A 26,674-nucleotide genomic window follows, 5' to 3' on the forward strand; every position below is an offset into this window, starting at 1 on the left:
CATTGTTATAATTGTGGGTTAATTTTATTTTTAAACTAAAGAACAGCTAATTCATTCATATCTTGATACTTTTTTAAATGGGAGAAATGTATATGAAAGAATTTAGTATTAGCACAAATGTGTATTTTGGAGAAGGATCTTTAGATAAACTAAAGGAAATTAATAATAAAAGAGTACTTATAGTATGTGATAAATTCATGGAAGTTTCAGGTATGGCTGCAAAAGTACAAGAAAAACTTGTTAATTGTGAAGTAGCTATATATAGTGATATTGTACCTGACCCATCTGTAGAAGTTGTTGCTGCTGGTATTAAAAAATTACAAAGTTGTAATGCACAGATTATAATAGCCCTTGGTGGAGGTTCATCAATTGATGGAGCTAAGGCAATTAAAGAATATGCAAAAAAAATTACTGGAGGGGTTTCTTCTATAGAAGAGTTTTACGCTATACCTACTACAAGTGGTACAGGCTCTGAAGTAACTGAATATGCAGTAATTACAAATAAACAAGAAGGATTAAAGTATGCACTTACAGATAAATCTCTTCTTCCAACAGTTGCTATTCTTGATCCCGAACTAGTTAAATCTGTACCTAAAGCTATAACTGCCGATACAGGAATGGATGTAATTACACATGCTATAGAGGCTTATGTTTCAAAAAATGCTACTGATTTTTCAGATGCTCTTGCGGAAAAGGCTGTTACTTTAGCCTTCAGATTTTTACCACAAGCTTATGCTGATGGAAATGATATAGTAGCAAGAGAGAAACTTCACAATGCATCATGCCTTGCTGGTATGGCATTTAACGCAGCTGGACTTGGAATTACTCATAGTTTAGCTCACGCTGTAGGTGGAAAGTTACATATTTCTCATGGAAGAAGCAATGCAATTATACTTCCTCATGTAATTGAGTATAATGCTAATTTAAATAAAGAGACTTTCCGTGCAGAATATAGTATAGCAGCTAAGAAATACCAAAGGCTTGCCAAATTATTGAAGTTACATGCACCAAATGTAAATATTGGTGTTAATAATTTAATTAGAAGCATTGTAGAACTTCAAAAAACATTGATGATTCCAACAACATTAAAAGAGCAAGGTGCTGATATGGAGTTGGCTCAAGCATCAAGAGAAGAAATTATTAATGCAGCTCTTAAGGATGTATGTACAACAGTAAATCCTAGAGAAGCCTCAAAAGAAGATTTATCAATAATTTTAGACAAAATTTTTGAATAAAATATTGTACTATATACCACCCATATAATGGGTGGTTTTTTTATGGTTAATTTTTCAGAAAAGTTGAAAAAATAAATATGATAAAATATAATTTAAAGTATAATTTAAATTATGAAGAAAATAGGGGGTTAAAATATGAAAGAAGAACTATACTCTATAGGGAAAGTTGGAGAAATATGCAAAATAACTAAAAAAGCACTGAGATTTTATGATGAAAAGAAGATACTATCTCCCGATAAAGTATCTGATGAAAACGGTTATAGATATTATAGTAAGAAAACTTTATTATCTGTACCAGTAATAAAATATTATAAGCAAAGTGGATTTACCCTTGATGAAATGAGAACTTTTTTAGAAGGTACTACCTATGATTCTATTCATAAAAGCTTTGGAAGAAAAATTAATGAATTAAAAGAACTTCAGAATGAAATAAACTTAAAATTAAGATCCGTTAAAGATTGGGATGATCTTATAGTTGAGGCACAAATGGTAATTGAAAACGATGTGTCTGATGTAGCTATAAAATATATAGATAATCAAAGATTAATTTTTTTAAATCAAGATTTTAAATATGATTATATGGATTCTATAATCAACATAGAGTTTAACAATTATATAGATAGTATAAATAATGCGATAACAGGTCCTGTAATTATATGTTTTCCATCCTTTGAGGATAAAATTAATGGAAAATGCAATAAAATGAAGATAATGCAAGAGACAATTTTAAAGTGTAAGGAAGAAGAAAGTGTTGAGTTTGGCGGTTGGATGGCAGCCTCTTGTTATCATATAGGAGCTCATGAAACAATTGACGAAACATATAAAAAAATAAAAAAATGGACCCAAGAACATGGGTATGTATGTGCTGAAGAGTCTTATGAGAGATATGTAACAGATTATTGGACTACTAAAAATTCTGATAAATTTGTAACAGAAGTTTTGATTAAGGTCAGAAGAAAAAAATAGTTTTATTATGTCGAAAACATTAACCGTAGGGTAAGGTCTAAAAGCTTGATAATACTAGGTTTATGGAGATTTAATATTAATGAATAAAGATTATCCGTTGAGTTATAAAGCAAATTTATATTAATTGCAATTCAGGCCTAATTGTGTTTGTTACTTAACAAACGCATGGTTTTGAATTGACGAATTATTCTTAATTATTGATTAATTTTTAAGTGTAAGTATGATTATAAGGTTTTAAATCTGCTTAAATATTCTTGAAAAATACATGTTGACTCTGCCCCAAAGGGAAAGGGATATAATCTAATTAAAGAATAAATACCTACAAGATACAAGTGAAAAGGTGTTCATTAGTTTTAAAATAGAATGTACCAAATTATAACAATCTTAAATCATATTTACTTAAATCACACTAAAGTATACTCATCGCAAATTTTTATTTAATATTTAATAATATAAATTTAAAAATTATTAATCGCATAAGCGAAAGGAGTTTTAATTTATGAATGGAGTTTCAAAAGCGGTAAATTTAGAAGCAATCGCTGCGAAAAAGAAATTAACAAGTAGTTTCTTTAAAAGAGGTATATCTCTAGCTTTATTTTCAGGACTTGCCTATGGATTATATACGGCATTTCTAACTATGGGAATGACTAAAGGAGTTTGGGCAGACTGGTATGGCGCTAATACTGCTGGTTTATCTGCATTTGTGGTAGCATATTTACTTGCTGCAATTGGTAATGCAATAAACGATACATGTAGTGCTATTTGGGCTCTTTTATACTCAGGAGTTAAAGGGAAATTTGGAGATTTTATAAGATGTATTAACACAAAGCCAGGACGTATTATGATATTAGCAGCTCTTATAGGGGGACCTATAGCTGGTACTGCTTATGTTATAGCTATTCAAATGGCTGGTTCAATAGTAGTTCCAATTTCAGCACTTTGCCCTGCTATTGCTGCTATACTAGGTAAGATTTTATATAAACAAGAATTAAATAAACGTATGGCTTTTGGTATTGCTATATGTGTATTTGCTAGTTTCTTAATTGGTAGTACAGGAATTAGTGGTGGTGCTTCAGCAAATACTTTCATTGGAATTTTAATAGCTATTATTGCTGCTCTTGGATGGGGATTTGAAGGTTGTGTAGCTGGATATGGTTCAGCAATGATTGACCCTGAAATTGGTATTTGTATACGTCAAGTAACATCAGGTATAGCAAATTTATTTATTTTAGTTCCAGTTTTTGGAATGATAGCTGGTGGAATTAATATTTCTACTGATCTTGTTGTACAAGCATTTACAAGTGCTCCTGCAATGGGCTGGTTTGCTTTAAGTGGTTTGCTATCATTCATTACATTTATGACATGGTATGCTGGAAACAGTATGTGTGGAGCAGGACTTGGTACTTCATGTAATGCAACATATTCATTCTTTGGACCACTATTCTGCTTATTAGTATTAGGTGTATATGGTGGAATGGACGGATGGGCATTACCTTCTGTAGCTTGGATTGGAGCTGTAATAATGATGCTTGGTATCCTTACAATATCTATGAATCCACTTGATTTATTAAAAAGAAAAAAGATGGAGGTAGAATAGATGAAACCGCTTAACTATGCAATTTTAAAATATTTTACTAGAGTTAAAGAAGCTTGCGCTGATGATGTTATAGAAGAACTAAAAGGTGAATATGGAAATTTTAAGGCACTAAAAAAGAACGCTGTAGTTAATGCTTTAATGACAGCAGAAGCAAATGGCCTTATTGAAGAAACAAGATTTGAAATAGATAAGAATAAAGAGTTGAAAGTTTATTATCGTGCTCATGAAGAAGGTGCAGCTACAATTAATAAATATATCAATGATTAATTAGATAGAGTAAATCCCATAAATAGTTATTTTTAGTGTATATTTTATGAATTAATTTTACTTGAAATAACATGCAAGATAGTAAAATTAATTGAAGATTTTTAAAATAAGGAATATTTTTACTTTTCTGAAAAAGGAAAAATATAATAAATTAAAAACATATGAAAGTTATGTAATTGAAAAAAAGTATACTGAGCTAAGAATAGGAAGGAGAAATTATCAATGAGATATTATGGGGAAGAGGCTTTAGGCCTTGTAGAAACAGTTGGATTAGTTCCCGCACTTGAAGCTGCAGATAAAATGCTTAAGGCAGCTAACGTTGAATTAATTTCATATGAAAATATTGGTTCAACTCTTGTAACAATTATGATAAAAGGTGATGTTGGTGCAGTGAGAGCTGCTGTAGAAGCAGGAGCTGAAGCAGCTGCTGCGATTGGTAAATTAACAGCACACAATGTTATGCCACGTCCTATTAGAGAAGTTGGAGATATTGTGTCAGTACACGATATTGATGCATAGAAGGGGAAGGATATACATATGGCAAGATATGAAGCTTTAGGATTAATCGAAACTTTTGGTCTGGTTTTTGCTTTAGAAGCAGCAGACGCTATGTGCAAATCAGCAAATGTTGAACTTATAGGATATGAAAATGTTGCATCAGGTTATATATCTGTATTAGTTCGTGGTGATGTTGGTGCTTGCAGAACAGCAGTAGAAGCTGGTGTTGCAGCTGTTGAAAATATGGAAGGTGGAAACCTTTATAGTTCAGTAGTTATACCAAGACCACACCAAGACCTTGAAAAGATAATACAACGCTATGCAATTCCAATGCCTATAACAGAATAGGAAATAAAGATTTTTTTAAGTAATAAATAAAAGGAGAGAGAAAAATGAATATTATTGATAATGATTTACTCTCCATGCAGGAAGCTAGGATTCTTGTTGAAAACGCTCGTGAAGCACAAAGAAAATTAGCAACCTTCCCACAAGAAAAGCTTGATGAAATAGTTGCATGTATGACTGAAGAAATTGAAAAACACCTAAAAGAACTTGCAAAAATATCTAATGAAGAGTCTGAATATGGAAAGTGGGAAGATAAATATATCAAAAATCAAATTGTATGTAAATATCTAAAAGATAGACTCAAAGGGATGAAGTGTATAGGTGTAATTGATGAAGATAAAATAAATAGGACAAGAGATGTTGGGGTACCAATGGGAGTTATTATAGCTTTTCCACCATCAACAAGTCCTGTATCTACAACAATATACAAAGCACTAATTGCAATTAAATCAGGAAATGCAATTATATTTTCACCTCATCCAAGAGCTAAAAAATCAATTTGCAAAACACTTGATATTTTGATTAAGGCTGCAGAAAGAGTAGGACTTCCAGAAGGCGCTCTTGCATATTTGCATATAGTAACAACAGGTGGTTCATTAGAACTTATGAATCATAAAGATACTTCTCTTATAATGAACACAGGGGTTTCAGAGATGCTTGATGAAGCTTATAAGTCTGGCAAGCCAGTAATCTATGGTGGTAATGGAAATGGTCCAGCTTTCATAGAACGTACAGCTGATATATCTCAGGCAGTTAAAGATATTATCTATAGTAAGAACTTTGACTATGGAGTTGTATCTGCAGCTGAACAATCAGTTGTTGTTGATAGCTGTGTTGCAACTGAAGTAAAACAAGAATTTATTAAAAATGGTGGATACTTTATGACAAAAGAAGAAGCTGAAAAGCTGGGATCTATCTTTTTTAATAAAGATGGAAGTCTTGAAGAAGAACTAATTGGTAAATCACCACAATTCTTAGCTAAGTATGCTGGATTTAATGTTTCTCAAGATGTGAAAGTTCTTATTTCAGAGCAAAAGTATGTTTCTAAAAATAACCCTTATTCAAGAGAAAAGCTTTGCCCTGTTTTAGCCTTTTATATAGAAGAAGACTGGATGCACGCTTGTGAGAAATGTATAGAATTGTTACTTAGCGAGCGATATGGACATACACTTATTATACATTCAAAAGATGAAGAAGTTATTAATCAATTTGCACTTAAGAAGCCAGTTGGAAGAATACTTGTTAATACTCCAGGAACTTTTGGAAGTATGGGAGCAACTACAAACTTATTTCCTTCAATGACTTTAGGTAGTGGCTCTGCAGGTGAAGGGATGACTTCAGATAATGTCTCACCTAAAAATTTAATATATATCCGTAAAGTTGGATATGGAGTTCGTACAGTAGATGAAATTGTTAACGCAGTAGAGCATGAAGAAAATTCTACTTTTACAGTTTCAAATAACAAATTAAATGCAAATGAAATAGATAACTATAAACTATTAGAGAGTATTTTGAAAAAAGTCCTAGATAACTTAAAATAAGAAAATCATATTTAAAATATGAAATACATTAAAGATTGAGAGGTAATAAATTTGGATATTCGTGAATTTTCAAATATATTTATGGAAGCTACTAAAAACATGTCTGATGAAGAACGCGCTAGTCTAATGAAAATGTTTGAGAGTGTTTCTAAAGAAATAACAAAAGATGAGCCAGCTACTTCAAAGGTTGTATATGAAAATAATGGACAAATTCCTGATGGAATGACAGAACGTTTAGTTAAATTAAAAGAAAACTATATGAAACATGTTCCAACAATAACAACACATAGAGCAAGAGCTATTACTAAAATAGCAAAGGAAAACCCTGGTATTCCTAAATCAGTTTTACGTGGAAAATGTTTTAAACATTGTTGTGAAACTGCACCACTAGTAATTCAAGATCATGAACTTATAGTTGGAGCACCAAATGGACAACCTCGTGCAGGTGCATTTTCTCCTGATATAGCTTGGAGATGGATGGTTGATGAAATAGATACAATAGGAAATCGTCCACAAGATCCATTCTACATCTCAGAAGAAGATAAGAGAGTTATGCGTGAAGAGTTATTCCCATTCTGGAAAGGTAAATCAGTTGATGAATACTGTGAAGATCAGTATCGTGAAGCTGGAGTATGGGAACTTTCAGGAGAATCTTTCGTTTCTGACTGTTCATACCACGCAGTAAATGGTGGAGGAGACTCTAACCCAGGATATGACGTTATATTAATGAAAAAAGGTATGCTTGACATAAAGAGAGAAGCAGAAGAAAAATTAACTGAACTTAGCTATGAAAGACCAGAAGATATAGATAAAATATACTTCTATAAATCATTAATTGATACTGCTGAAGGGGTTATGATATATGCTAAACGTATGTCAGATTATGCTGCAGAACTTGCTGCAAAAGAAACTAACCCTAAGCGTAAAGCAGAATTATTAAAGATTTCTGAAGTAAATGCTAGAGTTCCAGCTCATAAGCCAAGCACTTACTGGGAGGCAATTCAAGCAGTTTGGACTATAGAATCATTACTTGTAGTTGAAGAAAACCAAACAGGTATGTCTATAGGACGTGTTGACCAATACATGTATCCATTCTACAAAGCGGATATTGAATCAGGACGTATGACTGATTTTGAAGCATTTGAATTATCAGGTTGTATGCTTATAAAAATGTCTGAAATGATGTGGATAACAAGTGAAGGCGGTTCTAAATTCTTCGCAGGTTATCAGCCATTTGTTAACATGTGCTTAGGTGGTGTTACTAGAGAAGGTCGTGACGCTACAAACGAATTAACATATCTTTTAATGGATGCAGTTCGTCACGTTAAGATATACCAACCATCTTTAGCTTGTCGTATACACAAAGGATCACCACAAAAATATCTTAAAAAGATAGTTGATGTTATCCGTGCAGGTATGGGATTCCCAGCATGTCACTTTGACGATGTTCACATAAAAATGATGTTAGCTAAAGGTGTTTCTATAGAAGATGCAAGAGATTACTGCTTAATGGGATGCGTTGAGCCACAAAAATCAGGAAGATTATATCAATGGACTTCTACAGGATATACTCAATGGCCTATATGTATAGAACTTGTTCTTAACCATGGAGTACCACTATGGTATGGTAAGCAAGTATGCCCAGATATGGGAGACTTAAGTCAATTTAAAACTTATGAACAATTCGAAGCTGCTGTTAAAGAGCAAATTAAATTTATTACTAAATGGACAAGTGTTGCTACAGTAATTTCTCAACGTGTTCACAGAGAACTTGCACCAAAACCACTTATGTCTATGATGTATGAAGGTTGTATGGAAAATGGTAGAGGAGTAGAAGCCGGCGGAGCTATGTATAACTTCGGACCAGGAGTAGTATGGAGCGGTCTTGCTACTTATACAGATTCTATGGCAGCTATAAAGAAATTAGTATTCGAAGAGAAAAAATATACTCTACAAGAATTAAACGAAGCTTTAAAAGCTGATTTCGTTGGATACGAAAAATTAAGAAAAGATTGCTTAGAAGCACCTAAGTATGGTAACGATGATGATTATGCAGATTTAATTGCTGCTGATTTAATTAACTTTACTGAGCAAGAGCATCGTAAATATAAGACATTATATTCAGTACTTAGCCATGGTACACTATCAATCTCTAATAACACTCCATTTGGACAAATGACTGGAGCTACAGCAAATGGACGTAGAGCATGGTTACCTTTATCAGATGGTATAAGTCCATCACAAGGAGCTGACTTTAAAGGACCTACTTCTATAATAAAATCTGTTTCTAAAATGTCTTGTGAAGATATGAATATAGGTATGGTTCATAACTTCAAGTTAATATCTGGTCTTCTTGATACACCAGAAGGTGAGCAAGGAATCATTACATTATTACGTAGTGCATGTGCCCTTCAACTTGGAGAAGTACAGTTTAACTACTTAGATAACAAGACTTTAATAGAAGCTCAAAAACATCCAGAGCAATATCGTGATTTAATAGTTCGTGTTGCTGGATATAGTGCATTCTTTGTTGAGTTATGCAAAGATGTTCAAGATGAAATCATCAGTAGAACTATGCTTACACATTTTTAATTAAAAACAATATGTAACTTGAGAATTTTTAAAAAAATTCTTTAAGGTCTGTAATCTACAGAGATGTTCTGTAGATTGCAGATTAAAGTTAGATATGTATTAAAAATAAAAGTAAATGAAACTGGAGAATGAAGAATATGAGTAATGGAAATTTAGGTATAATCGAACGAAAAGCGACGATTTTTAATATACAAAAATATAATATGTATGATGGAGAAGGAATAAGAACTTTAGTATTTTTCCAAGGTTGCCCACTTCGCTGTAAATGGTGTGCAAATCCTGAAGGAATGATGAAAAAACATAGAGTTATGTTAAAGAGTAATTTATGTGTTAATTGTGGCGCTTGTGTTTCTGTTTGTCCGGTTTCCATACATACCATCTCTAAGGAAACTCTAAAACATGAAGTTAATCGTGATATAGATTGTATTGGATGCGGTAAGTGCAAGGAAGCTTGTCTTAAATCTGCTATATCAATAGTTGGAGAAACAAAAACTATCTCTGAACTATTGGAAATTATAGAGGAAGATAGAACTTTCTATGAAATGTCTGGCGGAGGAGTTACATTAGGTGGTGGTGAAGTTTTAATGCAGCCTGAAGCAGCTTGCAACCTTTTGATGGCTTGTAAGCAAGAAGGGATAAACACTGCAATTGAAACTTGTGGTTATGCAAGCCTAGAAACAATACTTAAAGTTGCGGAGTTCACAGACTTGTTCCTGTTTGATGTTAAACATATTAATTCTGATAGACATTTTCAGCTAACAGGAGTGAGAAATGAGCAGATTTTAGAAAATCTTCAAGAATTACTTCGCAAAAAATACAACGTTAAGATTCGTATGCCTTTACTTAAGGGTATAAACGATTCTCAAGATGAAATAGAAAAGACTATGGAGTTTTTAACACCATATAAAGATTATAAAAACTTTAAAGGAATTGATTTACTTCCATATCATAAGATGGGGGTAAATAAATACAACCAACTAGGAATGGAATATCCTATAGAAGGCGACCCAAGTTTGAAAAATGAGGATTTAGATAGAATAGAAGGATGGATTAAAAAATACGATTTACCTGTAAAAGTAATCCGTCACTAAATGATTTTCAAATAGATAATAAGATGGAAGGTAAAGCTTATGGGAGATTTTTTAGATAGAAATATACAGCGTGTTATACAAGAATCAGTTCCAGGAAAGCAGATTACTATAGCTCATGTTATTGCATCTCCAATGTCTGATATATATGACCGTCTTGGAATTGATGATAAAGGAGCAATAGGTATTTTAACTCTTTCACCATATGAAACTGCTATTATTGCCGCAGACATTGCCACAAAAGCTTCAGATGTTAGAATTGGATTTCTTGATCGTTTTACAGGATCTGTTGTAATAAACGGTGATGTTCAAAGTGTTGAAACGGCACTTAATGCAGTGAATGATACGCTAAAGGATATGCTTGGATTTACTCCAGCTCCCATTACAAGAACATGAGAAAAAAGCGCATAATGGTAATTGGCCCTTCAAAATCTGGCAAGACCACAATAGTTAATGCATTAAATGATTATGATGGTCCATTAAGGCGAACACCAGATTTGATTTACGGTAAGAATACTATTGATGTTCCAGGCGCTTATATAGAAAATGCATGGATGTATAAACATGTAATTGCATTATCTCAGGATGCATCCCATGTGCTTATATTGGTTGACCAGTCTAATTGCACTGAAATATACTCCCCTGGGTTTGCAAAGTCTTTTAGATGCCCGGTAATCGGGATTATAACAAAATGTGACTTAATACCTGAAAATGAAGAGAAGTGTTTAAGGCAGCTAAAAATCATAGGAGTATCAGAGCCATATTTTCATATTAGCTCTCCGATGGGAACAGGAATTGATGCTTTAAAGAAGTATTTATTTGAAAAAGGTGAGGAGTAAATGTCAATGATGAAATTTATTACTGAAGAGTATTTAAGAGATTTATACAGAAAAGAACCTTTTGATACCTACAAGTTACAACAAGGACAGCGCCTTACACCTGGAGCAGCTCAATATTTGTCTGATAGAAGAATAAAAATGAATGATGCTTTAAAATCAAATAAGAATGTTTCTAAAAGCAACCAGGCGGAAACAATAAAAGAAACAGTAAATAACAATTCAAATTTGAATAAAAAGCTTTGTTATAAGTTGAAATCTATGGAGGCAGTATTTCTTGTTACTGGTAGTGAAATATTAAAAGATGATATTATTTTAGCTCAAAATGTTATAAATTTGGGAAAGAAAATATCAAACATCAGAAATGTTGTGAATGGAGAAGGTGTTCTTGAAACTATTCATTGTAAAGAGTGTACGTTTATGAATTCATCGAACTTCACAACTGAGCTTGAGGATTGTTTTGAAATAACAGAATTTCATATGCAGCTTGAAAAAAGCAATGCAATTTTAAAAATGCACACTCTTCGTTGTGCCTTAGGAGAATTGCAATTTGAAATAATTGAGAATTTCAAAAGTGATGATGAGATTTTAAAAAATAGAATTATAGAAAATGTTAATTCAATAATCAATTCATTATCTCAATTAATTTGTTTAGCGGTAGGAGGAAAAGAATGTCAAAGAAAAAAATAACTTTTGAATACTGTGATAAAATGGTTCAAAAGTTTGAAGAAGTTATAGAAAAACCAATTATTAATGATTCCTCTGTTTATTATACAGGTGTGGATCTAGGTACTGCCTGCGTAGTATTGGCTGTTTTAGATGAAAATTACAAACCAGTTGCTGGAGCATATAGATATGCAGATGTAGTTCGTGATGGTATGGTTGTGGACTATATTGGAGCAGTAGGCATTGTAAGAGAGCTTAAAAAAGAAATTGAAGAAAAACTTAATACAGAGCTTCTTTATGCAGCCGCTGCAATTCCACCTGGGACAGATGCATTAGATTCTGGAGCAATTAAAAACGTAGTTCAAGCAGCAGGATTTGAGTTGACATGTCTTTTAGATGAACCTACTGCTGCAAATAATCTACTTAAGATTGAAAATGGTGCAGTTGTAGATATCGGTGGAGGAACAACAGGAATATCAATTCTAAAGGATGGAGAAGTTATTCAGGTTGTTGATGAACCTACAGGTGGTACACACTTTTCATTAGTTATTTCAGGTGCTTATGGAATGCCTTTTAAAGAGGCAGATAAATTCAAAAGGGACAATAAAAATCACAAAGAAATTTTACCGATACTAAGACCAGTAGTTGAAAAGGTGTCATCAATTATTAATAATCAGATTAAGAATTATGATGTTAATGAAATTTCTTTAGTAGGTGGTACTTGTTGTTTGACAGGAATTGAAGAAATCATTCAAAAGCAAACAAAAATATATACTCACAAACCTAAAAATCCTATGTTTGTTACACCACTTGGAATAGCATTAAGTTGTACACAAGATATCATAGAATAATAAAGGGAGTGTTTAAAAGTGGATTTTAGAATTATAAAATCACCTTCTGAGAGCACTAAAGATATTCTTAAAAGACGAATGGGTGGAAATTGTAAAACAGATTTAGAAAACGCTGGTGCAATAGGACTTGTTCAAGGTAAATTTATCGATATGATTTATGCAGCAGATATTGCTGAAAAGGCTGTTGGGGTTACCGTTGAGGATATCAGAGGATTATGTCCACAGCACATGGTTTTAATTGGAATTTTAGGTGATACAGCATCAGTTGAAGCTGCATTAAATGAGATTAAATTGAAAATGAAAGAGGAAAAACAATATGATAGCAGCAAGACTTATTGATAATATATGGGCCACTAGAAAAGCAGAATCCCTGAGCGGACTTAAATTTATGCTTGCTGAGGAAATTGGGGGAATAAATGACGGACGTAGATTTATTGTTGTTGATATTATAGGTGCAGGTATTGGCGATAAAGTTGTCGTTAGTACCGGATCATCTGCTCGTAGAATGTTAGGAGATGATAATATTCCTGTAGATGCAGTTGTTATTGGAATAATTGATCATGATTGTAATTTTGATTAAGCCACATTCGAAAAAATCATAGTATTTTATGATTTTTATAGATATCAAATACTATATTGAAAGGATGTGAAAACATGAAAAAATTAATCTGTGCAAAAGATGTTGAAGCATTAATATTAAAGGGTGAAAAAACACTTTATGTAGATGGGAGCGAAATAATTACACCATCAGCTCAAGATCTTGCAAAAAATAATGGAATAGTGTTTACTGCAGCAGCTCCTGCACCTAAAGTACAGGATTTAGGAGTTAACAAAACTCCAAGCATAGATAATATTGACAGCGAAACGTTACTTAATTTCTTTAGAAAAATGATGGACAAGGGTCTTTTAGAAGAAATGCTTCAATGTTTAAAGCAAAAGAATCTTCCATTTGAAGCAGAGTGTGATCCTAATGGACTTAAAGTTGTTAGAGGAAACACAGTAAAAATGGATGTATTTGATACTGGTAATCCAAATGCAAAAGCTTATTTTCAAGAATTAGTAAGTAAAAAAGAATCAAAAATGAGTGCTGGGTTTTTAGTTATTGAAAATTCAAAATTTGATTGGGAATTAACTTACGAAGAGATTGATTATGTTATTGAGGGAACCTTAACGGTTGAAATCAATGGAAAGACATATACAGCTTATCCTGGAGATGTGTTATTTGTACCATCAGGTTCTAAAGTGGTTTGGGGTTCACCAGATAAAGCTAGGGTATTTTACACCACATATCCAGCAAACTGGGCGGATCTCTTATAGAAGATTAGGAGGATTAGCCTATGAAAGCACTTGGTTTAATAGAAACAAAAGGATTACTTGCAGCTGTTGAAGCAGCTGATACAATGGTGAAATCTGCAGATGTAAGTATTATTGAAAAAACTTATGTAGGTGGAGGGCTTGTTACAATTTTAGTTACAGGTGATGTAGGTGCAGTAAAAGCATCTATAGAAGCTGGAGTAGCAGCTGTTAAAAAACTTGATGAAGAATTTTTAGTTTCGGATCATGTAATTCCGCGTCCTCATGAGGAAGTGGAAAGCATAATTGGACCTAATACTCCACCAGAGGTTTTAGAAGTTCCATCATTTAATGAAGAATTAGAAGAAGTAGAACAAGCCAAAGAAATACAAGAAACAGAAGAAGTAGAAGTAGAAAAACAAGCTGAAAAATTAGAAGAAACAGAAGATGTAGAAGAAGCAGAACAAATTGAAGAAGTGAAAGAAATAAAAAATGCAGAACAGAAAGAGGAAGTATATGTAGTAGAAGCTGAAGATGAGATTAAAGAAGATCAAGATACTTTGAAAATGGATTTAGATAAACTACATAAGTTAGACTTAGAAAATTTGCATAAAGATGATGTAGATAATCTAGTAAATAAAAATGGTATAGAACAAACCCTTTTAATACTAGATAAGCTAAAAGTTATTAAGCTTAGAAATTTAGCTCGTGAATATAAAGATTTTGGAATTACAGGTAGGGCCACCTCAAAGGCAGGTAAGAATACACTAATTACTAAATTTAAATTATATTACGAGAAAAACTAGCTATTTAAGGTTTATGAAAGGAAGTAATGAATAATGGAAAACTTTGATAAAGATTTGCGTTCAATACAAGAAGCAAGAAATCTTGCTAGACTTGGAAAAATAGCAGCTGATAAAATTGCTGATTATACTGAGGAGCAAATTGATAAAATTTTACGTAATATGGTTAGAGTAGCAGAAGAAAATGAAGCTTGCTTAGCACAAATGGCAGTTGAAGAGACAGGCTTTGGTAAAGCTGAAGATAAAACTTTCAAAAACCATTTAGCATCTACTATATTATATGATTCAATCAAAGACATGAAAACTATAGGTGTAATTAGAGAAGATGAGGTAAATAAGACTATAGAGATTGCTGAGCCAGTTGGTTTAGTTATGGGTATAGTACCTTCAACAAACCCAACTTCTACTGCGATTTTTAAATCTATAATTGCAATTAAATCTCGTAATGCTATAGTGTTCTCACCACATCCATCTGCTGCAAAATGTACAATTAAAGCAGTGGAATTAATGAGGGATGCAGCTATTGAAGCTGGTGCACCAGAGAACATCATAAGCTCTGTAACTATACCAACAATTGCAGCTACAAATGATTTAATGAAGAGCAAAGAAGTTGCTATAATAATAGCTACAGGTGGTCCAGGAATGGTTAAAGCTGCTTACAGCTCAGGAAAACCAGCTCTTGGAGTTGGAGCAGGAAACTCTCCAGCATACATTGAAAGAACTGCTAATGTAGAAAAGGCTGTTAGAAATATTATTGCAAGTAAGACTTTTGATTATGGTACAATTTGTGCTTCAGAACAATCAATAATCTGTGAAGAATGCAATTATGATGCAGTTGTTCAAGAGTTCAAAAAGCAAGGCGGATATTTCATGACAGAAGAAGAAACTAATAAAGTTTGTAAGCTGTTATTTAAGAATGGACATGCTATGAATGCTAAATTTGTTGGAAGAAGTCCACAAGTTATTGCAAATGCTGCAGGATTTACAGTTCCATCAGAAATTAAAGTACTTATAGGAAAGCAAAATGGAGTAGGTGAAGGTAATCCACTATCTTTTGAAAAACTTACAACAGTTCTTGCATTCTATACAGTAAAAGATTGGCATGAAGCATGTGAATTAAGTATTGAATTACTTCAAAATGGAATTGGTCATACAATGAGTATCCATACAGAAGATAGAGATATGGTTATGAAGTTTGCTAGAAAACCAGCTTCTCGTATTCTTGTTAATACTGGTGGATCTCAAGGTGGAACAGGTGCAAGCACAGGTCTTAATCCTTCATTTACTTTAGGTTGTGGTACATGGGGAGGAAGTTCAGTATCTGAGAACGTTACTCCAGAGCACCTTATAAACATAAAAAGAGTTGCTTATGGTTTAAAAGACTGCGCAACATTAGCATCTAATGATCCAACTTTCAATCGTATAAAAACTGCTGAAAATTGCCATGCAGTACAAAATCAACTTATGAATATGAGCCCAGCTCAAATTGCAGCAGCTGCAGAAGTTTTAAATAAAGTTAATGATTCTGCTAAAAGCACTAACAATTGTACTGAATGCAATAGTGAAAGCACAAAAAATGAAGAACTTTTAGACTTAGTTAACCAAATAGTTGCTGCTATGAAGGGGGCAAACTAATGGAAAATTGCGAAGAAATATTAAAAGTTTTACTAGAAGCCATTAAAAGCAATGAAGCAAATAATGGAGTTCAGAAAAATTCATCTGAGATTCCAGTAGGAATTTCTAATAGACATGTGCATCTTTCACAAAAGGATTTAGAGAGCCTTTTCGGTAAAGATTATCAACTTACTAAGCTTAAAGACCTATCTCAACCTGGACAATATGCTTGTAAGGAAGTTGTAACAATTTGCGGACCAAAAGGTGCAATTGAAAAAGTTAGAATACTTGGTCCTGTAAGAAGTAAGACTCAAGTTGAAGTTTTAGCTGGAGATTGCGTTAAACTTGGAGTAGCATCACATGTAAAATTATCTGGAGATTTAAATGGAACACCTGGAATCACAGTAATTGGACCAAAAGGTTCTGTTCAAATTGAAGAAGGATTAATGGTTGCACAAAGACACATTCACATGACACTTGAAGATGCTAGAAATCTAGGAGTACATGATGGAGAAATAGTATCAATAAAATTTGAAGATTTAAGAGGCGGAATATATAGCAACGTGGCTATTAGAGCTAATAATTCTTCACAACTTGAATGTCATCTTGATATTGAAGAAGCTAATGCAATGGGCATTAACTCAAAATCAAAAGTAACAATAGTTAAATAATAGTTTATAAATAAAAAAATATTTAGGAGGATTTTAATATGAAATACGATGCATTAGGAATGATAGAAACAAAAGGCTTAATAGGAGCAATAGAAGCTGCAGATGCTATGGTTAAAGCTGCAAATGTATATTTAATAGGTAAAGAATATGTTGGAGGCGGACTTGTAACTGTTATGGTTAGAGGTGATGTTGGAGCTGTTAAAGCTGCTACAGACGCTGGTGCTGCTGCTGCACAACGTGTTGGAGAATTAATATCAGTTCACGTAATTCCAAGACCACATAGTGAAGTTGAAGTAATTCTTCCAGCATCTAAAGAAGCTGCAAAATAAGATTTTTAATTGAAGCATAACATAATAAAAAACACCAATTAGGAGGATTTTAATATGAAACATGATGCATTAGGAATGATAGAAACAAAAGGCTTAATAGGAGCAATAGAAGCTGCAGATGCTATGGTTAAAGCTGCAAATGTATATTTAATAGGTAAAGAATATATTGGAGGCGGACTTGTAACTGTTATGGTTAGAGGTGACGTTGGAGCTATTAAAGCTGCTACAGACGCTGGTGCTGCTGCTGCACAACGTGTTGGAGAATTAATATCAGTTCACGTAATTCCAAGACCACACAGCGAAGTTGAAGTAATTCTTCCAGCATCTAAAGAAGCTGCAAAATAAGATTCTTAATTAAAGCATAACATAATAAAAAACGCTGCTGAAGATAATTTAGCGGCGTTTTTATTCTAGTTAAAACTCTATTTATAATTTGTAATGAACCGTCGCCATATTTAAAAATGATGGAGAATTGACGATGAACAATTGATAATTATAAGAATAAATAACTTTAATAAGATAAAAAGCAATACTTGAAATATGTATGATTCATATTTAACACATTGACAATAAATTTTATAATATGTTATCATATGTAAAAATAGCAGTTTATATAAAATTTGGAAGGAAGATTATTATGTAGTTCTGTATGTTCTAAGATTAGCTCTTTTAGAAAAGAGTTTGTCTATTATGCCAATATAATTTGGTATAAATAATGAGAGTTTATCAAAATAGATAATATTAATTATAGTATTCTCATTTAAAAATTGAAAAATGGGAGTGTTTTTGATGTACTCTTTTTATTAGTAGAACATACTTTTTATAACATAATAATTTTCTAAAAAGAATACCTTCTTTTTAGTTTATTTGTGTTGTGAAAAGTAATGATCACAACTTTTTTTATTTTAATAATTAACTAAGAAAAGAGGTATTTTTTATGGAAAGAATATATAAATATCCTAGAACCCGTCATATTGAAGGATCAAGACTTCAATATGGAGATGAGGATTTAAAAATTATTAATTTTGATTATATAAAAGATAAATATATAGTAGTTGAAGAAAAAGTAGATGGTGCTAACTGCGGAATTAGTTTTGATAAAAATGGAGAGATGCTTTTACAAAGCAGAGGACATTTTTTAAATGGAGGTTATGGAGAAAAGCAATTTTCGCTATTCAAAACTTGGGCAAGGTGCCATACTCATGATTTATATAAGCTTTTGGGAAATAGATATGTTATGTATGGTGAATGGCTTTATGCAAAACACACAGTGTTTTATGATGAATTAACTCATTATTTTATGGAATTTGATATTTTTGATAAAGAAGAAGAAAAATTTTTAAGTACAAAACGAAGAAAAGAAATACTTAAAGATTATAAATTTGTTATTTCTGTATTAGTACTTCATGAGGGTAAATTAAATAACTTCAAAGAACTAACTTCATTTTTATCAAAATCTAATTTTAAATCATCAAGTAGTGAAGAAACTTTAAGGCAAAGTTGTGAGGAGTTAAATTTATCCTTTGATATTGCTAAAAAACAAACAGATTGCTCTGAGTTAATGGAAGGATTATATATAAAGGTAGAAAGTGAAGATTATGTTATGGATAGATTTAAGTATGTGAGATCTTCTTTTCTTAATACAATTTCAGATTCAGAAACTCACTGGTTAAATAGACCTATAATTCCCAACAAATTAAAATTTGGAATAGATATATTTTCTTAAAGGTGGGTGAAGAGTTATGGATAATAAGCTAATAAAAAATATTATAGATAAAAATTTTGATTTTGATGAAATAACAAAAAATTTTCCTATTATTTATAAGCTTAAGAATATAGATCAAAATCCTAAATATCATAAGGAAGGAAATGTTTATGTCCACACTAAAAAGGTCTGCCAAGAATTAATTAAATTACAGGAGTGGAAGGAACTTGATAATGTTGAAAGAGCTACAGTGTATCTCGGAGCTTTCTTTCATGATATAGGAAAGCTGATTTGTACTAGATTAGAAAATGATGAAATAATATCACCTAAACATGGAGTAAAAGGTTCAAAGCTTTTTAGAGAAATTTTTTATAAAGAATATCATATAAGTTTTAAATTAAGAGAGGAAATAGTTTCATTAATTAAATATCATGGACTCCCATTATTTTTTATTAATAGAGAAGATATGGATTATGATTTAATTAAAGCTAGCCAATCTGTTAACATGAAATTATTATATCTTATTGCAAAAGCTGATCTATTAGGGAGAGAATGCGATGATAAAGAGGATATTCTTGATAATATAGAATGCTTTAAAGATTATGTAAAAGAGCTAGGCTGCTTTTATTCATCAAAAAAGTTTACCAATAAATATACTAAATTTTTATATTTAAATAAGCAAAACATATGGTATGGTGATGAAGTCTTTGATACAACAACTTGTGAAGTAACGGTAATGGTTGGATTACCTCTTGCTGGAAAGGACACATATATAGAAACTTATTTAAAATCCATACCTATGATTTCTCTAGATGATATTAGGAAGGAATTTAATATTTCACCAAGAAAGGACTCTGCAAAAGTAGTTGCTATTGCTAAAGAGAGAGCAAAAGAATTTCTAAAGAAGAAAATTTCTTTTGTATGGAATGCTACTAATATATCAAAAGAAATTAGAAAAAGTTTATGTAGCCTATTTTCAGCATATGGTGCTAGAGTAAGATTTATATATATTGAAGCACCTTATAGAGAACTACTCTCAAGAAACAAAATTAGAGATAGAGTTGTTCCAGAGAAAGTTATAAATAATATGATAAAGAAATTTGATATGATAGAAAACTGGGAAGGATATGAAGTAGAATATATAGTTAGTAACAGTTAGATTTAAGAGTAAGTGATTATATAATAAAAGACGGCATTCTTGCCGTCTTTTAATCTTAAAAATTAAAATCATCATCTTCAATTAAATTTATATCTTTAATATCAATTGTTAAATCTTCAAATTTTTTAGCAAATAGTTTAAATGTGAAAATTGGCGACTTTGTAGAGCTAGACACTAAAGGTAATGGAAAGTTTAGATATACGGTGAAGGACATTGAAGGTGTTTCAAGTGGTGTTGATAGAGATGCAGAGTTACTGGGATATGGTAAGGTGCAGCAAAGTGAAAAGCTAAAAAACATAGATAGAAGAGAAATTATTCATGTTAAAGGTAGTGATGATGAAGAGTTAAAAGAGAAATTATTAGAGATTGATAACAGTAATTTTTATAGCACTATAAATGATAAAAAGAATAATTAAATATAGTGCATGAATTAGGAAGGATCAGCTGAACTTATATCATAGGAGAGCTGAGGAAAGGTGAAGCAAATACTGTAGGAATTTCACTAGGAGTATGGATAACTTTAAGATTTGCAATTGATTATCCTAAAATGGTAGAAAAATTAGTATAGTGAGAAGTAATGATAAAAAGTGAGAAACTTCATATAAATGGAGCTTCTCACTTTGTACTATTTTTAAGCTAAGAAGTTTTAATATACTATCTCTACACCTTAATTATATCATATATAACAAAATAATTATAGACTGGTAATTTCAGGTGTATATGCTAAAATAGCAATATTAATTTAAAAATGCTAATGCTCATTGCAAGGAGGAGATATTTTGTCAATAAATAAATCTGAATGGCTAGTAGAAATGGAATGGTTAGAAAATGTACTTAGGGAGGTAAAAAGGCAATTAGAAGAAAAGAGAAATTCCAAATATCTTTTTAAAAAAGAGGCTATTGAGACACAAAGAGAATTATGGGAAAATGTTGGAGCTGTTTCAGTAGAGAATGGTTTACAGCATGTTGTAGATTTTATGCAATTTATTAATACTATGAAAATTCAAAAGACGAGCCATGAGTTTGAAAGAAAACTAGTTGATAAATATGAGAATATGATTTCATCTCCTTACTTTGCAAGAATGGATTTTAAGGAAGAGGGAGAAGAAAAAGCTGAAAAGTGTTATATTGGAATTTCTAACTTAATTAATGAAGATTTCGATTTTCTTATATATGATTGGAGGGCTCCAATTTCTAGTATGTTTTATGATTATGAAATTGGAAATGCTTATTATAAATGTCCTGAAGGGATTATAAATGGAAAAATATCAATGAAAAGGCAATATAAAATTAGTGATGGCAAAATCGATTATATGTTTGACAGTAATATAAAAATAGATGATGAAGTGTTGCAAGATATATTAAGTAAAAGTAGTGATAATAAAATGAAGGCTATTATAACTACAATTCAAAAAGAGCAAAACAAGGCAATTCGTAATGAAAAATATAAAAATTTAATTGTTCAGGGGCCAGCTGGAAGTGGGAAAACTTCTGTTGCTCTTCATAGAATTGCCTATTTATTATATAAGCATCGTGATATTATAACAGCTAAAAACATAGTGATATTTTCTCCAAATAATATTTTTAATGATTATATTTCTAACGTTTTACCTCAGCTTGGAGAAGATAATATGTTGCAAACTACATTTAAAGAATATATGCATAAAGTTCTAGAGGATGTAGATGGTAAGGAAGATTATTGTGAAATGATGGAGAAGATTTTTGGTGATAAGAGTGAGCCATTTTATGATGTTAGGATTAAAAGTTTAAAATTTAAGTCTTCTGTGGAGTTTGTTAATTTATTAAAAGTATATATAGAACACTTAGAAAAAATAAGTAGGGATTTTGAGGATATTACTTTAAGGGGGGAAGCTATAATTTCAGCAGTGGAAATACAGGAATTATTTTATAAGGACTATAAGAGTTTACCTCTTAAGAGAAAATTAGAAAAGCTAAGGCAAAGAATTTTATATCTTATAGAACCTTATAAAAAAAGATTAGTTGATAAAGCAGTGGAAGAAGCAGAAGAATCTGGTGAATATTTAGAGAAGGATGAAATAGTTAAAGTAAGTAAATCCTTAGTAGGTGGAGAAATTAAAGCTATAGTTAATGAGGTGGAAGAAAAAACTAAATTTGATTTGATGGATTGCTATAAAACCTTTTATGAAGATTTAGAGGGCTTCTTAAAAATGGCAAATATTAAATATGATAATGAAAGTATTAGAGAAATTAAAAGATATACCCTAGAAAATTTAAGGGCTAAAAAGATAAATTATGAAGATCAAATAGCGTTATTATTTATAAAAGGAGCTGTAGGTGGTATTCCAAAAACAGAAGAAGTAAAGTATGTAATTATTGATGAGGCTCAAGATTATACACCATTACAGTATGAAATTTTCAATCAATTATTTAACAAAGCAAATAAAACAATCCTTGGTGATATATCTCAATCTATTAACTCTTATATGAATGTTGGAAGTTATAACAATGTTGTAAATATACTTAAAGCTGAGGATACTTCTATAATAAATTTAACTAAAAGTTATAGGTCAACAATGGAAATAACTAAATTTTCACGAAAAATATTAAGTGAGGAAATTCATGATGAATACGTGGAAAGAAGTGGAGATTGGCCCAGATTAACTGGTCTTTTAGATGAAAAAGATATAAATGAAAGAATAGTGGAAGAGGTAAAAGTCCATAAGGATTATGGGCACAATTCTATAGGAATAATAACAAAAAATATTGATGAGGCACAGAGGGTTTACAATTATTTGAGTGATAGGATTAATGTTAAAATGATTGTAAGTGAGGATGATGAGTATGTTGATGATATTTTAGTTATTCCTGCATATCTTGCTAAGGGGTTGGAATTTGATGTGGTTATGATATATAATGCCAGTGATTTAAGGTATAAGGATGAAGAGGATAGGTTGCTACTTTATACAGCTTGCACAAGAGCCCTCCATGTTTTGGATATATTTTATTTAGAGAATGTATCATCATTATTAAAGTAAAAATAAATAAGGAATACAGAAAAAGTCTATCTTACAATTTGTTTAAGAAGTTATGTAATAACACAGTGAAATTAAAGATTCGGTAGAAACTTGAATTTGTATTAGTTGTTTTTATTAGGAGAGGGTTATGCTTATAGAGCATATGATGAAAAAGACAATTTTACGCCTACAACAAATAATTATTTTAAGAAAATAACTATATGCCGTTCATGATACTAATCAGCTAGTATAGTGAATTTAAAATGTTAAATAAAATATTGGGTTAGAGAAAAATACTCTAACCCAATACATTTGAATAATTTAATATACTAATTCTAACTTATTAATTCCCAAGGTGTATCCCATGAATTTTGTACTTTTGTATCTGGAGCAAAGCCGCGTGTCCACCATTTTGCTTTATAAATCTTTCCTTTATAACTAACTTTATCTCCGGCATTATAGCTTATATTAGGTTTCCATTGATCTTCAAGTGGTAACTTAGGAATTTCATCCTCTGAAGACTCTTCAAGTCCAGTATCAGTAATCTTATAAGTTATACTAGTACCTTTTTCTAATTCTAATTCATTTTCTGTATTTGTAATTAACAATCTATTATCTGGCTCTTTGTGTTTTATTGTAATATAATATCCAGATTTAATATCAATATTTTTAATTAGTGATTCATTTTCCTTATCGCTAATAAAATCTTTTGTATAAACAGTATTTCCTTCAGTATCTCTTATTAAAATTGATGCATAACTGTCTGTAAAGTAAACATGAGGTGCACCTTTTTTTATATCCATTTTAGCTTGTTTAGAGAGTAAATCTAAATTTAATTCTGCAAAAACCCAATCTCCTAAGCCTTTGAAAGTTATATTAAAGCTTTTACCTAAGTAAGGATTTTTATTAGGTTTTGGTATATCATTTTTACTAATTTGTTTTAATTCATTTTTAGTAATTTGATATGAATTAGTAGCAGCTTTATTAAGTTCTAAATTCTTATCTTTATTAGTTATAAAAAGTCTATTAGAATATTCTTTGTGTTTAACTGTTAAATAATATCCTTCTTTTAAAGGAATATCTTTTACTAAAGCATCATTTACTTCATTACCAATAAAATCTTTATAAAAAACTGTCTCTCCATGGCTATCTTGAATTAAAATTGAAGCATAGCTATCATTAAAGTAATAATGAGTTTCAATATTTTCGATAGTAAGTTTACTAGTTAAATTCTCAAGATCAAGGTAAAGTTTTGCAAACTGATTATCATTATATCCTTTAAAATCAAAGGTAAAGACTGAGCCTTCATTTGGATTTTCTTTATTTATTGTGGAATTCGGTAAAATGTCTTTGTATTTTGCTAACATTTCACTTTTTAAAGGTTCTGTTAAAGCATCTATTGCCAGTTTTAGCTCTATTTTTGACTCTGCGCAATCACTTTCAGCCATCAGTTGTTCTTCATAAATTTTAGCTGCAAAATTATTAATTCTTCCAGCCAATTCTTGATTTAGGTTTTGGTTTAAGCTTTCATTTTTTAGTCCTTGGTTAGTAACAATTAGTGTATTAGTCTGATTATTAGTAAGAGAAGTTTTATTGTCTCTAATTTTTAAACGTGAAGGTTCACGATGATATAATCTAATTTTATATCCTTCTTTTAAAGTTTGATTACTATTTTCTAATACTGCATTTGTACCAGTAATTGATTTTGTATAAGTAACATTATTATTTTGATCTAAGATCTCAATTTTAGCATACTGCTCATTTGGAAAATAATCATGTGGCGTCTTATTAAGAACTTTCACATTCAACTTTTGATTTTCTAAGTCCACAGTAGCTGTAGCAAATAAATTATCAGATATTCCTAAAAAGTCTATTTCTTGATTTAGTAAAGCACTTTTTGTTCGTAATTTATAATTTAAAGTTACATTATTATTAGTTTCTTTAACCTTTAAATAATGAGTATCAAGTGTATATGATTTATTTGAACTATTTGTATTATAAATAGTATAAATACCTACTGGCAATTGACCTAAAGAAAGGGTTGGATTTGTAATAACAATCTTTTTAACTTCTTTATCCCCATTCATTATATAAAGAGTTTGATTTTTAATTTGATTAAAGTCATCAATTTTAAAATTTAAGGTTACATTTCCTTTTAAACCAGTAGTAGCTAAATCATCTGTAGTTACTAAAGATAAAGGAGTTTCAAGTTTAAGTAATTGTTGTATTTGAGAAACTTGGCTAGCAGGAACAACCTCATTTAACGGTACAATAGGTTTATAATTTTTATATCTGTTTTCTTCCTTTTGCCAAGAGGTCATATCTCCACCAAAGGATTCTATAACTGGCGTAAAATCTAGTTTACTTATTTGTCCATAAGCTTTACTGATTAAATCAAACTGTTTATAGTCAGATGTATTAAAACCAGAAGTATTTGCTAATTTATGATATTCTTGATTAAAATGAGTAAAACTATCATCTCCAGCTTTATCCTTCATAAGTATATATCCATATAGTTGCTCTCTTAATCCCCAGGTATTAAAAGCTGCTTTATCTTGGTGCCAAAGTTTATTTACATTATAGTCAACAGTATCTTTTCTACCATAATCATATAACCATCCATTTGCAAAAATATTTACGTCTGAATCTTTTTTCTGAAGACTATGAGCATATATATTATTCCAAACTTCACCTCTAGTGAAATCGTCTTGATAACCATGACCAATTTCATGTAAGGCTCCCCAACCTTTGGATAGCCAAAAGCTAGCTACTGAATCTGAGGTTTCTGCTGTATGATTGCCACCATAATAACCACCACCAGGACCGCTCTTATCAGCTTTTATAAAATATTTATTAGGAACATTTTTATCAGTTTGAACATTTGTATTAAAACTGATTCCAGCTAACTTATTGTAATACTCAAATACTTTACGATAATAAAGAATTAATTGGTCAATTGAAGAAAAATCTTTCATATTTTTCATGTAAGCTTTATCTTTTTGTGGAACTAATAATTGAAAATAATCATCTATTACTAAAGCAAAGGGAGCTGCTGCTTTGTCCCACTCATTAAAAAATGATTGTTCATTTTGTCCTCTTTTATAAATAGGCAAAGTCTGCATGTTGCTAGTTACCCTATATTCAATTTTAGGTTTTTCACTACCACCATAAACCGTATCTACAAATGGAACGGAGCTATATGGAGTTGATATAGTAACTGATGTTTGATTAAATGTTTTAGATGCCTCATGTTGATTATTATCATTTAATAATCTTATAGTTAAATTTCCTTTAAAATTAGGATTCACCTGTCTAATTGTCAACTGTACATTTGCAGGTAAAATTATACCTAAATCCTGTTTATCATGACCAAGTCCTTTAGAAAAACCAGTTTTTCTAAACCAAGTAGGATCTTCTAAGGTATAAAGTTCTTTTTGTTTTACTTCATCAGCATAAACATTTGTTGTAGTTCCAAATATGGCACAAATGAATAATACTTGAAACATTAAAAATTTCATAAAAGTTTTCATTAGTTTTTCCCCCTTTTATTATAAATTAAGTCTGTTAAATCAAATGAGTTCTAAAATAAAGCAATAAATCTAGAATAGATTTTTTAATATTT

The 26,674-nt window shown here is 31.0% G+C and carries 26 protein-coding genes; 25 read left to right on the forward strand and 1 reads right to left on the reverse strand.

Features of this window, described 5'->3' with window-relative positions:
- The first annotated feature begins 92 nt into the window (after window positions 1–92).
- The 25 genes from ACY1IQ_RS19930 to ACY1IQ_RS20050 all read left to right on the forward strand — a co-directional run bounded on the left by ACY1IQ_RS19930 (window position 93) and on the right by ACY1IQ_RS20050 (window position 23,073).
- Complete coding sequence (locus tag ACY1IQ_RS19930; protein ID WP_461615629.1) at window positions 93–1,235, forward strand: 1-propanol dehydrogenase PduQ; 1,143 nt, start codon at window positions 93–95, stop codon at window positions 1,233–1,235.
- A 135-nt stretch (window positions 1,236–1,370) separates the two neighbouring features.
- The gene (locus ACY1IQ_RS19935) at window positions 1,371–2,201 is read left to right on the forward strand and encodes a MerR family transcriptional regulator (protein WP_461615630.1); all 831 of its coding nucleotides are present in this window, start codon (window positions 1,371–1,373) and stop codon (window positions 2,199–2,201) included.
- A 499-nt stretch (window positions 2,202–2,700) separates the two neighbouring features.
- Window positions 2,701–3,798, forward strand: coding sequence for a hypothetical protein (locus tag ACY1IQ_RS19940; RefSeq protein ID WP_461615631.1), 1,098 nt, complete (start codon window positions 2,701–2,703; stop codon window positions 3,796–3,798).
- On the forward strand, window positions 3,799–4,065 hold the full coding sequence (locus ACY1IQ_RS19945; RefSeq protein ID WP_461615632.1) for a hypothetical protein: 267 nt from the start codon (window positions 3,799–3,801) through the stop codon (window positions 4,063–4,065).
- A gap of 222 nt (window positions 4,066–4,287) precedes the next feature.
- Window positions 4,288–4,584 carry a BMC domain-containing protein gene (locus ACY1IQ_RS19950; RefSeq protein ID WP_039633142.1) on the forward strand — a complete coding sequence of 99 codons (297 nt, stop codon included), beginning with the start codon at window positions 4,288–4,290 and terminating at the stop codon, window positions 4,582–4,584.
- Between the two features lie 18 nt (window positions 4,585–4,602).
- A complete protein-coding gene (locus ACY1IQ_RS19955; protein ID WP_039633144.1) occupies window positions 4,603–4,911 on the forward strand; it encodes a BMC domain-containing protein in 309 nt (102 codons plus the stop codon).
- A gap of 44 nt (window positions 4,912–4,955) precedes the next feature.
- Window positions 4,956–6,449 carry an aldehyde dehydrogenase family protein gene (locus tag ACY1IQ_RS19960; RefSeq protein ID WP_461615633.1) on the forward strand — a complete coding sequence of 498 codons (1,494 nt, stop codon included), beginning with the start codon at window positions 4,956–4,958 and terminating at the stop codon, window positions 6,447–6,449.
- Window positions 6,450–6,500: 51 nt separating this feature from the next.
- Entirely contained in the window at window positions 6,501–9,041 is a 2,541-nt protein-coding gene (gene cutC, locus ACY1IQ_RS19965; protein ID WP_461615634.1) for a choline trimethylamine-lyase, read from the forward strand.
- 137 nt (window positions 9,042–9,178) lie between these two features.
- Entirely contained in the window at window positions 9,179–10,132 is a 954-nt protein-coding gene (cutD, locus tag ACY1IQ_RS19970; RefSeq protein WP_461615635.1) for a choline TMA-lyase-activating enzyme, read from the forward strand.
- A gap of 39 nt (window positions 10,133–10,171) precedes the next feature.
- Window positions 10,172–10,525: a BMC domain-containing protein gene (locus ACY1IQ_RS19975; RefSeq protein ID WP_461615636.1), complete on the forward strand. Its 354-nt coding sequence runs from the start codon at window positions 10,172–10,174 to the stop codon at window positions 10,523–10,525.
- Window positions 10,522–10,968, forward strand: a complete 447-nt coding sequence (locus ACY1IQ_RS19980; protein WP_461615637.1) for a EutP/PduV family microcompartment system protein — start codon at window positions 10,522–10,524, stop codon at window positions 10,966–10,968. The genes ACY1IQ_RS19975 and ACY1IQ_RS19980 overlap by 4 nt, the downstream gene beginning before the upstream one ends.
- A gap of 6 nt (window positions 10,969–10,974) precedes the next feature.
- Complete coding sequence (locus ACY1IQ_RS19985; protein WP_461615638.1) at window positions 10,975–11,655, forward strand: cobalamin adenosyltransferase; 681 nt, start codon at window positions 10,975–10,977, stop codon at window positions 11,653–11,655.
- The gene (gene eutJ / locus ACY1IQ_RS19990) at window positions 11,637–12,482 is read left to right on the forward strand and encodes an ethanolamine utilization protein EutJ (protein ID WP_461615639.1); all 846 of its coding nucleotides are present in this window, start codon (window positions 11,637–11,639) and stop codon (window positions 12,480–12,482) included. Before ACY1IQ_RS19985 ends, eutJ begins: the two co-directional genes overlap by 19 nt.
- 18 nt (window positions 12,483–12,500) lie before the next feature.
- Complete coding sequence (locus ACY1IQ_RS19995; protein ID WP_461615640.1) at window positions 12,501–12,821, forward strand: BMC domain-containing protein; 321 nt, start codon at window positions 12,501–12,503, stop codon at window positions 12,819–12,821.
- Entirely contained in the window at window positions 12,799–13,062 is a 264-nt protein-coding gene (locus ACY1IQ_RS20000; protein WP_461615641.1) for a EutN/CcmL family microcompartment protein, read from the forward strand. Before ACY1IQ_RS19995 ends, ACY1IQ_RS20000 begins: the two co-directional genes overlap by 23 nt.
- A 74-nt stretch (window positions 13,063–13,136) precedes the next feature.
- On the forward strand, window positions 13,137–13,799 hold the full coding sequence (locus ACY1IQ_RS20005; RefSeq protein ID WP_461615642.1) for a cupin domain-containing protein: 663 nt from the start codon (window positions 13,137–13,139) through the stop codon (window positions 13,797–13,799).
- 20 nt (window positions 13,800–13,819) lie between these two features.
- Window positions 13,820–14,581 carry a BMC domain-containing protein gene (locus ACY1IQ_RS20010; RefSeq protein WP_461615643.1) on the forward strand — a complete coding sequence of 254 codons (762 nt, stop codon included), beginning with the start codon at window positions 13,820–13,822 and terminating at the stop codon, window positions 14,579–14,581.
- A gap of 33 nt (window positions 14,582–14,614) precedes the next feature.
- Window positions 14,615–16,213, forward strand: coding sequence for an acetaldehyde dehydrogenase (acetylating) (locus tag ACY1IQ_RS20015; RefSeq protein WP_461615644.1), 1,599 nt, complete (start codon window positions 14,615–14,617; stop codon window positions 16,211–16,213).
- Window positions 16,213–16,863 (forward strand): phosphate propanoyltransferase, encoded by a 651-nt coding sequence (locus tag ACY1IQ_RS20020; protein WP_461615645.1) that lies wholly within the window; start codon window positions 16,213–16,215, stop codon window positions 16,861–16,863. Before ACY1IQ_RS20015 ends, ACY1IQ_RS20020 begins: the two co-directional genes overlap by 1 nt.
- 38 nt (window positions 16,864–16,901) lie before the next feature.
- Window positions 16,902–17,192, forward strand: coding sequence for an ethanolamine utilization microcompartment protein EutM (eutM, locus tag ACY1IQ_RS20025; protein ID WP_039633170.1), 291 nt, complete (start codon window positions 16,902–16,904; stop codon window positions 17,190–17,192).
- A gap of 54 nt (window positions 17,193–17,246) precedes the next feature.
- Complete coding sequence (gene eutM, locus ACY1IQ_RS20030) at window positions 17,247–17,537, forward strand: ethanolamine utilization microcompartment protein EutM (RefSeq protein WP_454055273.1); 291 nt, start codon at window positions 17,247–17,249, stop codon at window positions 17,535–17,537.
- A gap of 592 nt (window positions 17,538–18,129) precedes the next feature.
- The gene (locus ACY1IQ_RS20035; RefSeq protein ID WP_461615646.1) at window positions 18,130–18,918 is read left to right on the forward strand and encodes an RNA ligase family protein; all 789 of its coding nucleotides are present in this window, start codon (window positions 18,130–18,132) and stop codon (window positions 18,916–18,918) included.
- Window positions 18,919–18,934: 16 nt separating this feature from the next.
- Window positions 18,935–20,056 (forward strand): AAA family ATPase, encoded by a 1,122-nt coding sequence (locus ACY1IQ_RS20040; RefSeq protein ID WP_461615647.1) that lies wholly within the window; start codon window positions 18,935–18,937, stop codon window positions 20,054–20,056.
- 143 nt (window positions 20,057–20,199) lie between these two features.
- Window positions 20,200–20,472: a hypothetical protein gene (locus tag ACY1IQ_RS20045; RefSeq protein ID WP_461615648.1), complete on the forward strand. Its 273-nt coding sequence runs from the start codon at window positions 20,200–20,202 to the stop codon at window positions 20,470–20,472.
- Window positions 20,473–20,835: 363 nt separating this feature from the next.
- Complete coding sequence (locus ACY1IQ_RS20050) at window positions 20,836–23,073, forward strand: HelD family protein (RefSeq protein WP_461615649.1); 2,238 nt, start codon at window positions 20,836–20,838, stop codon at window positions 23,071–23,073.
- A gap of 314 nt (window positions 23,074–23,387) precedes the next feature.
- Here the strand turns inward: ACY1IQ_RS20050 and ACY1IQ_RS20055 are convergent, their stop codons facing one another.
- Window positions 23,388–26,582, reverse strand: coding sequence for a putative mucin/carbohydrate-binding domain-containing protein (locus ACY1IQ_RS20055; protein WP_461615650.1), 3,195 nt, complete (start codon window positions 26,580–26,582; stop codon window positions 23,388–23,390).
- Between the last annotated feature and the right edge of the window lie 92 nt (window positions 26,583–26,674).

The sequence above is a fragment of the Clostridium sp. Marseille-QA1073 genome (assembly GCF_054863625.1).

Coding starts and splice junctions, on each gene's coding strand:
- ACY1IQ_RS20010 (WP_461615643.1), top strand. CDS start 13,820: ATGAAAGCACTTGGTTTAATAGAAACAAAAGGATTACTTGCAGCTGTT.
- eutM (WP_454055273.1), top strand. CDS start 17,247: ATGAAACATGATGCATTAGGAATGATAGAAACAAAAGGCTTAATAGGA.
- ACY1IQ_RS20015 (WP_461615644.1), top strand. CDS start 14,615: ATGGAAAACTTTGATAAAGATTTGCGTTCAATACAAGAAGCAAGAAAT.
- ACY1IQ_RS19950 (WP_039633142.1), top strand. CDS start 4,288: ATGAGATATTATGGGGAAGAGGCTTTAGGCCTTGTAGAAACAGTTGGA.
- ACY1IQ_RS19975 (WP_461615636.1), top strand. CDS start 10,172: ATGGGAGATTTTTTAGATAGAAATATACAGCGTGTTATACAAGAATCA.
- ACY1IQ_RS19980 (WP_461615637.1), top strand. CDS start 10,522: ATGAGAAAAAAGCGCATAATGGTAATTGGCCCTTCAAAATCTGGCAAG.
- eutJ (WP_461615639.1), top strand. CDS start 11,637: ATGTCAAAGAAAAAAATAACTTTTGAATACTGTGATAAAATGGTTCAA.
- ACY1IQ_RS20035 (WP_461615646.1), top strand. CDS start 18,130: ATGGAAAGAATATATAAATATCCTAGAACCCGTCATATTGAAGGATCA.
- ACY1IQ_RS19985 (WP_461615638.1), top strand. CDS start 10,975: ATGATGAAATTTATTACTGAAGAGTATTTAAGAGATTTATACAGAAAA.
- eutM (WP_039633170.1), top strand. CDS start 16,902: ATGAAATACGATGCATTAGGAATGATAGAAACAAAAGGCTTAATAGGA.
- ACY1IQ_RS19945 (WP_461615632.1), top strand. CDS start 3,799: ATGAAACCGCTTAACTATGCAATTTTAAAATATTTTACTAGAGTTAAA.
- ACY1IQ_RS20005 (WP_461615642.1), top strand. CDS start 13,137: ATGAAAAAATTAATCTGTGCAAAAGATGTTGAAGCATTAATATTAAAG.
- ACY1IQ_RS20000 (WP_461615641.1), top strand. CDS start 12,799: ATGATAGCAGCAAGACTTATTGATAATATATGGGCCACTAGAAAAGCA.
- ACY1IQ_RS19955 (WP_039633144.1), top strand. CDS start 4,603: ATGGCAAGATATGAAGCTTTAGGATTAATCGAAACTTTTGGTCTGGTT.
- ACY1IQ_RS20055 (WP_461615650.1), bottom strand. CDS start 26,582: ATGAAAACTTTTATGAAATTTTTAATGTTTCAAGTATTATTCATTTGT.
- cutD (WP_461615635.1), top strand. CDS start 9,179: ATGAGTAATGGAAATTTAGGTATAATCGAACGAAAAGCGACGATTTTT.
- ACY1IQ_RS19960 (WP_461615633.1), top strand. CDS start 4,956: ATGAATATTATTGATAATGATTTACTCTCCATGCAGGAAGCTAGGATT.
- ACY1IQ_RS19930 (WP_461615629.1), top strand. CDS start 93: ATGAAAGAATTTAGTATTAGCACAAATGTGTATTTTGGAGAAGGATCT.
- ACY1IQ_RS20020 (WP_461615645.1), top strand. CDS start 16,213: ATGGAAAATTGCGAAGAAATATTAAAAGTTTTACTAGAAGCCATTAAA.
- ACY1IQ_RS19940 (WP_461615631.1), top strand. CDS start 2,701: ATGAATGGAGTTTCAAAAGCGGTAAATTTAGAAGCAATCGCTGCGAAA.
- ACY1IQ_RS20040 (WP_461615647.1), top strand. CDS start 18,935: ATGGATAATAAGCTAATAAAAAATATTATAGATAAAAATTTTGATTTT.
- ACY1IQ_RS19935 (WP_461615630.1), top strand. CDS start 1,371: ATGAAAGAAGAACTATACTCTATAGGGAAAGTTGGAGAAATATGCAAA.